At 70.9% G+C, this 13,664-nt stretch carries 12 protein-coding genes; 5 read left to right on the top strand and 7 right to left on the bottom strand.

Annotated features, from left to right (window positions below; translation table 11 throughout):
- The first annotated feature begins 13 nt into the window (after positions 1 to 13).
- On the top strand, positions 14 to 997 hold the full coding sequence (locus tag ABMQ42_RS16025) for an o-succinylbenzoate synthase (RefSeq protein ID WP_349724227.1): 984 nt from the start codon (positions 14 to 16) through the stop codon (positions 995 to 997).
- 3 nt (positions 998 to 1,000) lie between these two features.
- On the opposite strand, the gene ABMQ42_RS16030 is transcribed toward ABMQ42_RS16025, so the two are convergent.
- A complete protein-coding gene (locus tag ABMQ42_RS16030) occupies positions 1,001 to 1,636 on the bottom strand; it encodes a TetR/AcrR family transcriptional regulator (protein ID WP_349724005.1) in 636 nt (211 codons plus the stop codon).
- Between the two features lie 137 nt (positions 1,637 to 1,773).
- On the opposite strand from ABMQ42_RS16030, the gene ABMQ42_RS16035 reads away from it, so the two are divergent.
- Genes ABMQ42_RS16035 through ABMQ42_RS16050 form a run of 4 tightly spaced genes read left to right on the top strand, consistent with a single transcriptional unit; the run spans position 1,774 to position 7,421 of the window.
- Complete coding sequence (locus tag ABMQ42_RS16035; RefSeq protein WP_349724006.1) at positions 1,774 to 4,560, top strand: efflux RND transporter permease subunit; 2,787 nt, start codon at positions 1,774 to 1,776, stop codon at positions 4,558 to 4,560.
- The gene (locus tag ABMQ42_RS16040; protein WP_349724007.1) at positions 4,557 to 6,755 is read left to right on the top strand and encodes a YhgE/Pip domain-containing protein; all 2,199 of its coding nucleotides are present in this window, start codon (positions 4,557 to 4,559) and stop codon (positions 6,753 to 6,755) included. The genes ABMQ42_RS16035 and ABMQ42_RS16040 overlap by 4 nt, the downstream gene beginning before the upstream one ends.
- A gap of 29 nt (positions 6,756 to 6,784) precedes the next feature.
- On the top strand, positions 6,785 to 7,150 hold the full coding sequence (locus ABMQ42_RS16045) for a hypothetical protein (protein WP_349724008.1): 366 nt from the start codon (positions 6,785 to 6,787) through the stop codon (positions 7,148 to 7,150).
- 43 nt (positions 7,151 to 7,193) lie between these two features.
- On the top strand, positions 7,194 to 7,421 hold the full coding sequence (locus ABMQ42_RS16050) for a hypothetical protein (protein ID WP_349724009.1): 228 nt from the start codon (positions 7,194 to 7,196) through the stop codon (positions 7,419 to 7,421).
- A gap of 3 nt (positions 7,422 to 7,424) precedes the next feature.
- On the opposite strand, the gene ccsB is transcribed toward ABMQ42_RS16050, so the two are convergent.
- Genes ccsB through ABMQ42_RS16080 form a run of 6 tightly spaced genes read right to left on the bottom strand, consistent with a single transcriptional unit; the run spans position 7,425 to position 13,625 of the window.
- Positions 7,425 to 8,456: a c-type cytochrome biogenesis protein CcsB gene (gene ccsB, locus ABMQ42_RS16055; protein ID WP_349724010.1), complete on the bottom strand. Its 1,032-nt coding sequence runs from the start codon at positions 8,454 to 8,456 to the stop codon at positions 7,425 to 7,427.
- A gap of 4 nt (positions 8,457 to 8,460) precedes the next feature.
- Positions 8,461 to 10,185, bottom strand: a complete 1,725-nt coding sequence (resB, locus tag ABMQ42_RS16060) for a cytochrome c biogenesis protein ResB (RefSeq protein WP_349724011.1) — start codon at positions 10,183 to 10,185, stop codon at positions 8,461 to 8,463.
- A complete protein-coding gene (locus tag ABMQ42_RS16065; RefSeq protein WP_349724012.1) occupies positions 10,166 to 10,909 on the bottom strand; it encodes a cytochrome c biogenesis CcdA family protein in 744 nt (247 codons plus the stop codon). Before ABMQ42_RS16065 ends, resB begins: the two co-directional genes overlap by 20 nt.
- The gene (locus ABMQ42_RS16070) at positions 10,909 to 11,514 is read right to left on the bottom strand and encodes a TlpA family protein disulfide reductase (protein ID WP_349724013.1); all 606 of its coding nucleotides are present in this window, start codon (positions 11,512 to 11,514) and stop codon (positions 10,909 to 10,911) included. Before ABMQ42_RS16070 ends, ABMQ42_RS16065 begins: the two co-directional genes overlap by 1 nt.
- Positions 11,514 to 12,143 (bottom strand): histidine phosphatase family protein, encoded by a 630-nt coding sequence (locus tag ABMQ42_RS16075; protein WP_349724014.1) that lies wholly within the window; start codon positions 12,141 to 12,143, stop codon positions 11,514 to 11,516. Before ABMQ42_RS16075 ends, ABMQ42_RS16070 begins: the two co-directional genes overlap by 1 nt.
- A 48-nt stretch (positions 12,144 to 12,191) precedes the next feature.
- A complete protein-coding gene (locus tag ABMQ42_RS16080; protein ID WP_349724015.1) occupies positions 12,192 to 13,625 on the bottom strand; it encodes a pyridoxal phosphate-dependent decarboxylase family protein in 1,434 nt (477 codons plus the stop codon).
- Positions 13,626 to 13,664 lie beyond the last annotated feature (39 nt).

Below are 13,664 nucleotides of genomic sequence, written 5' to 3' on the forward strand. Positions count from 1 at the left end.
CGATGATGAAGGGATGTGGATGCCTCAGCTCGATGAACTGCTCGCGGGCGCGCGCGTGGTCGCCCTGCCGATGGCCACCCGATTCCGCGGGGTGACCGAGCGCGAGGCGCTGCTGTTCGAAGGCCCCGAAGGGTGGAGCGAGTTCTCGCCGTTCGTCGAGTACGGGGATGCCGAAGCCGCCGCCTGGCTCGCGGCCGCGGTCGACTTCGCCTGGCGTGAGCAGCCCGCGCCCGTGCGCGACAGCGTTCCGGTGAACGCCACGGTTCCGGCGGTGCCGGCCGCGGAGGTGCCGGCGGTCCTGGCCCGCTACGACGGCTGCCGCACCGCGAAGGTGAAGGTCGCCGAGACCGGACAGACCCTCGCCGACGACGTCGCGCGCGTGCACGCGGTGCGCGCCGCGATGGGCCCCGAGGGCCGCGTGCGCATCGACGCCAACGGCGGCTGGAACGTCGACGAGGCCGAGCGCGCCGTGCACGCACTGGCCGACGCCGACCTCGAGTACGTCGAGCAGCCGTGCGCGAGCGTCGACGAGCTCGCCGAGCTGCGTCGGCGCATCGTGCGGTGGGACATCCCGATCGCGGCCGACGAGAGCGTGCGCAAAGCCGAAGACCCGCTGGCGGTCGCCCGCGCCGGCGCCGCCGACATCATCATCGTCAAGGCGCAGCCACTGGGCGGCGTGCGCCGCGCGCTCGAGATCGTCGCCGAGGCGGGGCTGCCCGCGGTGGTCTCCAGCGCCCTCGACACCTCGGTCGGGCTGGCGATGGGCACCGCCCTGGCCGCAGCGCTCCCTGAGCTCGACCACGACTGCGGACTGGGCACCGCATCGCTGTTCGTGCGGGATGTCGCAACCCCGGCGCTGCGGCCGACAGCCGGCGCCCTGCCGGTCGGGCGCGTCAGCCCCGACCCCGCCGCGCTCGACGACCTCGCGGCATCCCCCGACCGCACCGCCTGGTGGCTCGCGCGCCTCGAGCGCTGCCACGCCGTGCTCGCGGGCTGAGGACTACTCCGCGGGGAACCCCTCGACCACGGCCGCGGCCAGCGCGTGCGTGCGCCGGCCCATCAGCTGCGCGGTCTCGTCATCGCTGAGCCGATCGGTCAGGGCGTTGACGGCCGTGCTCTCCCACAGATCGAGCATGATCTGGGCGAACTCGGCCGCAGGCATCCGCAGCGTCATGCCGTAGGTCGACACCAGGTCTTCGATGATCGCGGTCACGCGGGCGGTCATGCCGTCCATCCAGGCGCGGTACGAGACGGCCGTCTGCTCGTCGCGCATCGCCCGGGTGCGGATCTCGCTCATCAGCAGCACGCCCTGACGCGAGTCCAGCGACACGTCGACGAGCTGCTGCACGATCTCGCCAGGGCCCTCGCGGTCGCAGGAGTCGACGGTGACCTGGCGCACGCGATCGGTGATCGCCTCGAGCTTGCGCTCCGACACGGTGCGCGCGAGCTCGAGGAACAGCTCGTCCTTCGATGCGAAGTTGGAGTAGAAGGCCCCACGAGTGAAGCCGGCGCGATCGCAGACGGCTTCGACGGATGCCGCATCGAGGCCGACCTCGGCGAACACGTCGAAGGCGGCATCCAGAAGTCTCGCCCTCGTGTTCTCACGGCGACGGGTCCCCGTCACGGCATCGGTCACAGCGTCCCTTTCGAACTCACAGCGGGCGTCCGGTTTCAGACTGGCCCATTGGTTTACGATACACAAGTGTATCCGATACACTCCTGTATTGGATACAGCGTCGTATCGGTTTCGCCCGCTCTGCTCTCGGAGGCTCCGTGTCCACACTCCTGGCCGCTCTCGGCCGCTGGTCGTTCCGCCACCCGTGGCGCGTGCTCGTCGCGTGGCTGCTGCTGCTCAGCCTCGCCGGCGGCGGGGTGGCGATGTTCGCACAGGGCACCGACAACTCGTTCTCGATCCCCGGAACCGAGTCGCAGGAGGGGCTCCAGCAGCTCAGCCGCACGTTCCCCCAGGTGTCGGGCACGAGCGCGCAGGCGATCATCGTGGCCGCCGACGGACAGAAGGTGGATGACGCCGCCTACACCGCCGACGTGAAGAGCACCGTCAGCCGGCTCGAAGACCTCGACGGCATGCTCGCCGTGAGCAACCCCTTCTCCGGCCAGATCGATGGTCTCGTCTCCGATGACGACACCGCCGCGATCATCCAGATGCAGTTCGACGGCCAGGTCACCGACATCTCCGATGCGACGAAGGCGTCCCTCGAGAGCGTGATCGACGACCTGCGCGCGGAGCTGCCGAAGGGTGCGACCGTGCACCTCGGCGGCGACCTCTACTCGACCGAGCTGCCGACCATCTCGATCACCGAGGCCGTCGGGCTCGTCATCGCCCTGCTGGTGCTGATCGTCACCTTCCGCTCGTTCCTGGTGGCCGGGATGCCGCTGCTGACCGCCCTGCTGGGCGTCGGCCTGTCGATGGCCCTGATCTACGTGTCGACGGCGTTCTCGTCGATCTCGTCGACCACTCCCCTGCTCGCGCTCATGCTGGGGCTGGCGGTCGGCATCGACTACGCGCTGTTCATCATCTCCCGACATCAGGACCAGATACGCGGCGGCATGGATCCCGAGGAGTCCGCCTCGCGCGCGACCGGGACGGCGGGTTCGGCGGTCGTGTTCGCCGGTGTCACCGTGCTGATCGCGCTGATCGGCCTGTCGTTCGCGAACATCCCGTTCCTGACCACGATGGGCATCGCCGCGGCCGTCGCCGTCGCGATCGCCGTCGCGGTCGCACTGACCCTGACGCCGGCGTTCCTCGGTTTCGCCAAGGGCCGCGTCGTGGGGTGGAAGCGAAAGGCCCCGAAGAAGCGCACCACGCCCAAGAAGGGCTTCGCCACCCGCTGGGTCGGCCTGGTGACGCGGCATCCCGTCGTCACCACCGTCGCCGTCGTCGCCTCGCTCGGTGCCCTGACGGTGCCCGCGGCATCCCTCGCCCTCGCCCTCCCGAACGCGGGCATGCTGCCGGAGGAGAGCCAGGCGCGCCAGACCTACGACCTGGTCAGCGAGCACTTCGGCCCGGGCTTCAACGGGCCGCTCATCATGACCGGCACGATCGTCGAGAGCAACGACCCACTCACCCTCATGCAGGACATCGGCGACGACATCGCGAAGCTGCCCGGTGTGGAGTCGGTCGCGCTGGCGACCCCCAACGCGTCGGCCGACACCGGCATCGTACAGATCATCCCGACCACCGCGCCCGACGACCCGGCCACCGCCGATCTCGTGCGTGAGCTGCGGGCGCAGCACGACCGCATCCTCGACGAGTACGGCGTCGACATGAAGGTCACCGGGTTCACCGCCGTGGCCATCGACATCTCCGACCGCCTCGGAGGCGCCCTGCTGCCGTTCGGCATCTTCGTGGTCGGACTGTCGCTCGTGCTCCTGGCGATCGTGTTCCGGTCGATCTGGGTGCCGCTGAAGGCCGCCGCCGGCTACCTGCTGTCGGTGGGTGCGGCGTTCGGCATCGTGTCGCTCGTGTTCGTGCACGGGTTCGGCGCCGATCTGCTCAACGTCACGAAGGTCGGGCCGATCATCAGCTTCATGCCCATCGTGCTGATGGGCGTGCTGTTCGGTCTCGCCATGGACTACGAGGTCTTCCTCGTCTCGCGAATGCGCGAGGACTACGTGCACGCCCGACGCCGCGGCGACGGGCGCACCCCGCGTCAGGTGGCACAGGACGCGGTGCGGTCGGGCTACAGTGCCTCGGCGCGCGTGGTGACCGCCGCCGCCGTCATCATGTTCGCGGTGTTCGCCGCGTTCGTGCCCGAGGGCGACATGAACCTCAAGCCGATCGCCCTGGGACTGGCCTCGGGCGTGGCGATCGACGCGTTCCTCATCCGCATGACGCTCGTGCCGGCCGTGATGGCACTGCTCGGCGACAAGGCGTGGTGGATGCCGAAGTGGCTCGGCAAGCGCCTGCCCCACTTCGACATCGAGGGTGAGGCCGTCGAGCGCGAGATCTCGCTGGCCGACTGGCCCGAGCCGCACACGCGCGCCGCTGTGGTGGCCGAGAGCCTCGAGCTCGAGGCGTCGGACGGCACCGCGCTCTACCGCGACGCGTCGCTGCGCGTCGACCCGGGCGGCACCCTTGTGCTGCACGGCCGCGACCACCGCGCCGCGCGCGCCCTCGCGCTGACGATCGCCGGACGCGTCGCCCCCACCGACGGCCGCATCAAGGTCAACGGGCACCTGCTGCCCGGGCGCGCGGCCTGGGTGCGCGGGCACGTCGGCGTCGCACTGCTGACCGGCGCCGCAGACCCTGCGGCCGAGATCCGCGGGGCGTTGAAGCGTCGCACGCGACTGCTGGTGGTGGACGGACTGGATGCCGCGGCCTCGGCCGGCACCCGCGACCAGGTCACCGCTCAGCTGCGGGATGCGGCATCCGTCACTCCCGACCTGACCATCGTCGCCACCGCCGCGTCCCCTGCCGCAGTGAGCGCGCTTCTCTCCGAGGCCGGGCGCACGGCCGACGTCGTCGACGTCACGGCCGCGCCGCGCCGCGCCACCGCCGCCGAGACGGCGAACTCCGAACTCCCCGAGGTGATCGCATGACTCTGCCCATCGAGCGCTCCCGCTCCCGCAAGCCCGTCACGTGGCTGACCGTGCTCGGCGTGCTGCTGCTGCCGGTGCTGATCGGCGGCATCCTCGTCGCCGCGCTCTACAACCCGACCGAGCGCCTGGAATCGATGAGCGCCGCGATCGTGAACAACGACGAGCCGGTCACGCTCAACGGACAGCTGGTGCCGCTCGGTCGGCAGCTGACCGCCGGGCTGGTCAAGGGCTCGGACGACGCCGCCAGCAACCTCGACTGGACCATCTCCAACACCGAGGACGCCAAGGAGGGCCTGGCCGACGGCACCTACCAGGCCGTCGTCACGATCCCGAAGGGATTCTCGGCCGCGGCTCTCTCCTCCGGACAGCAGCTGTCGGGCGCCGACGAGTCGGCGAAGCAGGCGACGATCCACGTCTCGACCGCGCCCGATGCGCGGGTCATCGACGACGCGATCACCGCCCAGGTCTCGCAGACCGCCGCGACCGTGCTCGGGCAGACCCTGTCGTCGTCGACGCTCGAGAACGTGTTCCTCTCGTTCACGACGCTCGGCGATCAGCTGGGCGATGCCGCGGACGGAGCCTCTGACCTCGCCGACGGTGCGAAGCAGACCGCCGACGGCACGGTGAGTCTGGCCGACGGCATCCGCAAGCTCTCCACGGGCGCCTCGACGCTGGCCGACGGCGCCGACGGCATCGCCTCGGGCGTCGGCAAGCTCGGCGACGGCGCGAGCGGTGTGGCGTCGGGCGTCGGAGCCTTGGCCGACGGCGCATCGTCGTGGGCGTCGGGCGCACAGAACGCCGCCGACGGCCTGGACACCTGGGCCGCCGGCGCAGGAACCCTCGCCGACAGCACCCGCAAGCTCTCGGACGGCCTGTCGCAGGCGGCATCCGGCCTCTCCCAGGTCCCCGAGATCCCGCAGGAGGTCGTCGACGCGACCAACCAGCTCGCCGCCAACAGCGAGCAGATCAAGACGGGCGTGAACGACACCGTCACCCAGCTCGACCAGCTGGTGGCCGAGTGCGCGGCGCAGGGCGGCTCGGAAGAGCTCTGCGCGACGCTCGAGCAGGTCGCCGCCACCGCGAAGGGTGCACTCCCCCAGGTCAACGACGTCATCGACCAGTCGGGCACCATCGCGAAGGGCGTCGAGGGTCTCAGCCAGCTCTCGCAGCTGGGCACCGGCCTCGGCCAGCTCTCCGACGGCATGACCCAGGTCGCCGACGGCATGGACGGCCTCGCCAAGGGCGCGACCGACGCCTCGGCCGGCGTCGACAAGCTCGCCGACGGTGCGACCTCGCTCGCTTCGGGGGCCTCGCAGGCGTCTTCCGGCGCATCGCAGCTGGCAACCGGCGCGTCACAGGCCGCCGACGGCGCGTCGCAGTGGGCCGACGGCGCGCACACCTGGGCCGACGGCGCCGATCAGACCGCCGCCGGCGCCGACACGCTCGCGACGGGCGTCGGCAAGCTCGCCGACGGCGCCGGATCGCTCTCGTCGGGGCTCGCCAAGGCGTCCGACGCCCTGCCGTCCTTCACCGACGAGCAGGCCACCTCGCTCGCGTCGGTCGTCGCGGACCCCGTGGCGGCGAAGGGCCTGGGCGACAACATGTTCGGTACATCGGCGATCCCCCTTCTGGCGATGCTGGCGCTCTGGTTCGGCGGCCTCGGATCGTTCATCGCGCTGCAGGCAGTATCGCGCCGGGCTCTGACATCCCGTCGTCCGTCTGCGCTGCTCGCGCTGCGCTCGCTGGCCCCGGCTGCCGTGATCGGCGCCGCACAGGGTCTGCTGGTCGCAGGCGTCGTGCAGATCGCCGCCTCGTACGACTGGGGAACCTGGTCGCTCTTCGCCGCCGTCTGCGTGATCGCGGGTGTCGCGTTCGCGGCCGTGAACCAGGCGCTGGTGGCCGTGTTCGGCGGCGCCGGGCGCTGGATCGGCGCCCTCATCGGAGTGTTCGCCGTCGCGACCGGGGTGGTCTCCACCGTGCCGGGCGTGCTCGTGGCCATAGCGAGCTGGCTGCCCACCGCGCCCGGGATGACCGCGGGCATGGCGGCGCTCACGAGCGCGTCGGGTCTCGGCGCCGGCATCGCCGGGCTCGTGATCTGGGCGCTGCTGGCGTTCGGTGCGACGATCCTCGCGGTGATGCGCCGGCGCTCGACGACACCGGCGGTGCTGCTGCGAGAGGTTCCCGCGGCGGCCTGACCGGCCCGGCGCGGCTCTATGCTGAGGCCATGGGCACGGTTGACATCGATGCGGTGGCCGAGCACGCCGGCGCATACGGCTTCGCGTATCTGATCACGATCACCCCGCACCAGCGCGTGCACACTTCGGTCGTGCATCCGGAGTTCGCCGATCACGTCGTGACCGTGCCGGGGGCCAGTGACCGCGCCCGCACCAACGCCGCAGCTCACGCCGACGTCTCGCTCGTGTGGCCGCCGGCCGAGGCGACCGGATACTCGCTGATCGTCGACGGCGTCGCCGACGGGCAGGATGCCGCGGCCCTGCGCATCGCCCCGAGCCGGGCGATCCTGCACCGCCCGGCCGTCGAGCCCGGCCCGGCGGGCGCCGGCTGCGTTCAGGACTGCATCGAGCTGTAGCGGGATGGATGCCGCGGGCCGAGCCCACGGGTACGCTCAGCCCATGGCACCACGCACAGCAGCGCGCACCGGCACGATCATCGTCGGGGTCGTGCTCACAGCCCTCGGTCTGCTGATCGCGTTCGGCTTCCGCGCGGGCAACTGCGTCGATGGCCCGACCGTGAGCACCTGCACTTCGGGCCCCGCGCCGCATGCGCTGGTGATCGGCCTCACGATCGCCGTGATCGGCGCCGTCGCCGCCTGGCTCGGCGCCCGTCGGCGCCGCGACTGACGCCTAGTTGGTCAGACCGCTGTAGGCGTGCAGGCCCTTGAAGAACACGTTGACGACCGCGAAGTTGAACAGCACCGCGGCGAAGCCGATGATCGACAGCCACGCCGACCGGGTGCCGCGCCAGCCGCGCGTCGCACGCGCGTGGATGTATCCCGCATAAAGCACCCAGATGATGAACGTCCAGACTTCCTTGGTGTCGAAGCCCCAGAACCGGCCCCACGCGTCGTTGGCCCAGATGGAACCGGCGATGAGCGTGAACGTCCAGAAGATGAACCCGACGATCGCGAAGCGGTACGCGAGGGACTCCAGCGCCTCCGACGAGGGCAGCGTCTTCAAGAAGCCCCACGTCTTGACGGGCTTGTCGCCCGCGGCGATCAGCTTGCGCTCGCGCCGGGTCTGCATCAGCTGCAGCAGCGAGAGCCCGAAGGTCAGCGCGAAGAACGCGGTGGCCAGGGATGCCACGAACACGTGGATGACCAGCCACGGCGACTTCAGCGGGTCGACCAGCGGCGAGACGACGACGTAGAACGACAGCGCCGATCCGCCGAGCAGGATCACCGCGAGGCCGGTGATGAGCGTGCCCAGGAACCGCAGGTCGTAGCGGAACAGCACCCCGAGGTACACCGCGACCATGAGCATCACGCCGGTCAGCGCGAACTCGTACATGTTGGCCCACGGCACACGGCCGGCCGCGATGCCGCGCGTGACGTCGCCGCCGACGTGGAACAGGAACGCCAGCCAGGTCAGCGAGGTGCCGATGCGTGCGAACACGGGGCGCACACGCTGCGCCGCCGGCACCGCCAGCGGCGAGCGCGACGAGTCGATCGAGCGGTTCGCGGCACCGGCCGGGCGGGCCACAGAGGCGCCCCCCGCCGCAGCCCCGACGAGCTCGCGCTCTCGGACCGCGGCATCCTTCGCATCCAGCGCCTGCGATGAGCGCCGCGCCAGGTCGATCGTGTAGAAGATGAACGCGACCGCGTAGATGGCGACGGCGGTCCAGACCAGCAGTACAGAGATCTGCTCGAGCGAAGGCATGCGATCAGTTTACGCGCGGGTGCGCGTCCTCGGCCGGGGCGTCGGCCTCGAAGGCCGCGCCGTGCTTGGCGGCGAGCGCGTCGACCGCGCCGCCCAGGGTGGGGTCCTCGCCGCGGGCCAGGCCTGCGTATTCGAGGGTGAGCACCGAGCCGGAGTCGCCGGGGGTCGCCTTGACCCACATGCGACGGCGCGGCACGAACAGTGCCAGCAGCAGGCTCAGCACCGCGAGCACCGCAAAGCTCAGCACCCAGGGGCCGGCAACATCGCGGTGGATCTGCAGCGACACGAACCGCTTGACCGACTGCGAATAGTCGGTGGCGCCAGCAGGTGACTCGTTGTCGAACGAGATGGTGCCGAGGCCGTTCGGCAGGTCGGCCGTGTCGCCGGGCGCCAGCTCGATGGAGTCGGTGCCGGTCTTGCCGCCGGTCAGCTGCGTCATCCCCGTGGTGTCGAGTGCGTAGACCGAGCGCGGCACACCGTTGTTCAAGCCCAGGTCGCCGGAGTACACGTTGATCGACAGCACCGGGTTCAGCAGCGCCGGGTAACCCGACGCGTACGCGCCCAGATCGTTCTTGACCTGCGTGGGGTAGAAGAACGCGAGCATGCCCAGCTGCTCCTTGAGCCCGTCGGGCACCTTGATGATGCCCAGGGAGGTCAGCTCGTTGTTCTGCGGAAGGAAGGCGATGCTGTCGTGGAACACGATCTTGCCATCGGCGTTGCGGACCGTGATCGTCGGCGCGTAGCCGTTGCCCATGAGGTACACGCGGTCGCCGGCGATGTTCAGCGGGTGGTTCACCCGGATCTTCGAGTCGGTGGCCTTCTGCCCCGGCAGCTGCGTCGTCAGGTGCGCGACGAAGTCGCCGGCCTGCCCCTGCGAGCCGCTGCCGACCGGCTGATACGTCACGTCGAACTTGTCGAGCTTCATCGTGTACGGCGTCAGCGAGTCGGGGTCGACGAAGCGTCCCGGGTTGAACGACGAGTAGTCGGTGCCCACCGAGTTGACGAACGTCGTGTCCTGCACGATGACCCGCTGCCCGGTGTACGCGAACCCGCCGCCGATGCCCACGGCCAGCAGCACGCCCAGCAGCGCGATGTGGAACAGCAGGTTGCCGGTCTCACGCAGGTAGCCGCGTTCGGCCGAGACCGAGTACGAGCCGTGCCCGTCGTAGCGCGCCACCCGGTATCCGGCGGACTTCAGCTGTTTCGCGGCGATCTCGACGGCGCGGGATGCCGCGGCCGCGGCATCCACTCCGGGAGCCAGCTCCACCAGCGACTCGCGGTGATCGCCCAGACGCCCCAGCCGCGCGGGCGTGCGCGGCGGCAGCGCCCGCAGCGCCTTGAGGTGGTGCTTCACGCGCGGGATCACGCAGCCGATCAGCGAGATGAACAGCAGGATGTAGATCGCCGAGAACCAGACCGACGAGTACACGTCGAACAGCTGCAGCTTGTCGAGCACCGGCGCCAGCGTCGGGTGGTCGGTGAAGTACTCGGTCACACCGTTGGGGTCGGCGCTGCGCTGCGGCACGATCGAGCCGGGGACCGCCGCGATCGCGAGCAGCAGCAGCAGGACGAGCGCGTTGCGCATGCTCGTCAACTGACGCCAGCCCCAGCGCAGCCATCCGACCGGGCCGAGGCGGGGCGAGGAGATCTCGCCCGAGCCGTCGATGTGGTCGGCCGGCCGCAGCGGGTCGATGCTCTCGGCGGTGGAATCAGAGCGCGGGCGTGACACCGGCGATCACCCCCTGCAGATTGGACATGAGAACTCCCCAGACCCCGGTGACCATGAGCACACCGAGGACGATCAGCAGCGCGCCGCCGATGATGTTGACCGCGCGCACGTGCGTGCGCAGGAACGCGACCGAGCGGGTGGCCCACCCGAACCCGAGTGCGATGAGCAGGAACGGGATGCCGAGACCCAGCGAGTACGCGAGGCCCAGCACCGCGCCGCGCGAGGCGGAGGCCCCGTCCAGCGACATGTTGATGATGACGGCCAGGGTCGGGCCGATGCACGGCGCCCAGCCGACGCCGAGCGCGAGGCCGAGAAGCGGCGCACCGACGAGGCCCAGGTTGCCCCGGATCTGCGGACGGAAGATGCGCTGTGCGAAACCGAACAGCCCGATGAACACGAGCCCCAGCAGGATGATGACCACGCCCATGACGCGCGTGATCACGTCTTTGTAGCGCAGGAAGAAGAGCCCCACCGTGCCGCTGAAGATGTTGACGGCCATGAACACGACGGTGAACCCGGCGATGAACAGCAGCACGCCGAGCACGAGGCGGCCGCGGGCAGGCGCGTCGCCGCTGGGAGCCGACCGGGGCGCCACCGCTCCCCCGATGAAGCCGAGGTAGCCGGGCACGAGCGGGAGCACGCACGGCGAGAGGAACGACACCAGGCCCGCCAGGATCGCGATCGGGACCGCGACCCAGAGGGCGCCCCCGGCGACGAGGTCCATCACGACGATGCGCCCAGGGCGGTCTTGATCAGCGACTCGAGGATCGACGCGTCGGGGATCGCCCCGACGATGCGCGCCGTGGGCCTGCCGTCCGCGTCGAGGATGACGGTCGACGGGGTCGCGCTCAGTGGCACGACACCGGCGAAGGCGGTGGTCACCGACTTGGTCTGCACGTCGATGATGCTCGGGTAGGTGATGCCGAACTCCTTGGCGAAGCTCTCAGCCGTCGCCGCCTGGTCGTAGGTGTTCACACCCAGGAAGGCGACGTCGTCGCCGAACGCGGCATCCGCCTTCTTCAGCACGGGGGCCTCTTCGCGGCACGGCGCGCAGGCGGCCCACCAGAAGTTCACGACCGTGACCTTGCCGGCATAGGTCTCGTTCGACACCTTGGTGCCGTCGTCGAGCGTGCCGTCGAAGGTGACGGCCTTCGGCTGGTCGCCGGTCTTGTACTCGTGCACGGCGAAGTCGGCGGCGATGTAGCCCTTGCTGTCGCCGTCGCGGTACTGCTGGGCGAGTCCGTCGTTGCTGTTGCTGCAGGCGGACAGCCCCACCGCCAGCATCAGGGCTGCGGCGAGGGATGCCGCGGCCTTCGTCGTTCGGCGCATCACACGGCCCCCACATCGATGGAGCCGGCGACGGTCGCGGGCTCTGCATATCCGACCTCGACCCACCTGTCGCCGTCGCGCTCGAAGCTCGTGACGCTCGAGAGCGCGCACCGCCGCTTGCGCGGGTCGTGCCGCAGCGGAAGGCCCGCGATGGCGAGGTGGGTGATCCAGATCGGCAGCTGGTGGGAGACGATCACGGCGTCTCCCGATGCGGTGCGATCCCAGGCATCCTTCATCGCGGCATCCATGCGCGCGACGACCTGTGCGTAGGGCTCGCCCCAGCTGGGGGTCGAGGGGCGGCGCAGATGCCACCAGTTCATCGGATTGGCCACGGCCCGCGACATCCGCTTGCCCTCGAACACGTTCGTCGGCTCGATGACGCGCTCGTCGATGACCGGCTCGATGCCGAACAGCTCGGTGAACGGCTCCGCCGACTCGCGCGTGCGCTGCAGCGGCGAGCAGACGAGCGATCCGACGGGGCGCTTCAGGCCCTGCACGTACTCCGCGGCCTGGCGCGTCATCTGCCGGCCGGCGGTGCTCAACCGGAAATTCGGGAGTCGCCCGTAGAGCACGCGACGGGGGTTGTGGACCTCCCCATGGCGCACGAGATGAAGGCGGGCGGCGGGCACGCCCTCCAGTTTACGGGCGAGATCCTTCAGAAGGCGCTGGGAGAGAGGTCACGGTTCGACCGTGCGTGCGAGCAGCTCGACGAGCAGTCGCTCGACGACCGGATGCGGCAGCGCCTCGACGAGGGCGAGGAACGGCGCCATCTGCGCCGGCAGCGCTCCCCCGCCGCCGAGTCCCATGCCCTGCAGCAGCGCGCCTGCCGTGTCGGCGTCGAGGGTCGCCGGCAGCTGCGCGGGCAGCGTCCGGCGGACCTGCCCGGCGTCGACCGGCGGCACGCCGCGCACGGCGTCGGCGGCGGCGACCAGGTCGGGCACGAGGGCTGCGGGATCGGTCACCGGTGTGATCGTCAGGTGCGTCGTGTGCGGCAGCCGGGTGCCGTCGCCCTGGAGAAGGCCCGGCTGCTGCTGCAGCATCCACCCCGCCGCACGTGCCGCATCGGACCAGTGATGCGGGTCGACGCGGCGGTCGGGTGGGGCCTGCTCGTCGGTCGCGACCGCCAGCAACGGGCCGACCGGCGCCCCGACGACCCGCAGCCCCTCGATGCCGCCGATCGCGGCGGTCAGTGCGTGGGTGGCCGTGGCGGTGCGGGCGGCGAGGTCGCGGAACCCCTCGGCACCCAGGGCCCGGATGATCGCCCAGGCCGCCGCCAGCGGCCCCGCCGACTTCGAGCCGAGCAGCGTCGGGTTCACGACTGGGTAGCCCGGCCAGTCGGTGGTCGCGAAGTACTGCGCGCGCTGCCGGTCACGCGTGGCGTGCAGCAGCACGCTCACCCCCTTGGGCGCGTAGCCGTACTTGTGCAGGTCGGCCGACAGGCTCGTGACGCCGGGCACGCGCAGGTCCCACGCGGGCTGCTCGTCGGGCCAGAACGGCAGGATCCACCCGCCGATGCACGCGTCGACGTGGCAGGAGATGCCGGATGCCGCGCACGCGGCCGCGACGTCGGCGATCGGGTCCATCGCGGCGAACGGGTACGACGGCGCCGAGACGACCACGAGCGCGACGTCGTCGCCGAGACGATCGGTCAGCGCCGACGCCTCGAGCGTGCCGGTCGTCGGGTCGACGGGCACACCGTCGAAGTGCAGGTCGAACAGCTCCGCCGCCTTGCGGAACGCGGCGTGCGCGGTCACCGGCGCGACGATGCGCCCGATGCCGCTGCCGCCGCCCGCGCGCCACAGGTCGCGCGCGGTCTTCACCGCGAGCAGGCACGACTCGGTGCCGCCGCTGGTGACGGTGCCGGCCGCGCCGCCGAGCGTCGCGAGGGCGAACGCGAGCACGTCGCGCTCGAGGGCCGCGACCGAGGTGAAGGTCGTCGGGTCGAGGCCGTTCACGGCCTGCATGCGACGCGCGGCTTGCGCTGCGAGTTCGTCGAGCTGCGGCATCCCCGCGTCGTATACATAGGAGAGCACGCGCCCGCCGTGGGTGGGCGCGTCGGCCGCGCGCAGGGCGTCGAGCTCGGCCAGGATCGCTGCGTCATCGAAGGTCACCCGCACAGCTTAGGCGGGCGGGTGCGGGGTGCGACTCCC

Source organism: Microbacterium sp. KR10-403 (genome assembly GCF_040196215.1).
Classification (GTDB): Bacteria; Actinomycetota; Actinomycetes; order Actinomycetales; family Microbacteriaceae; genus Microbacterium.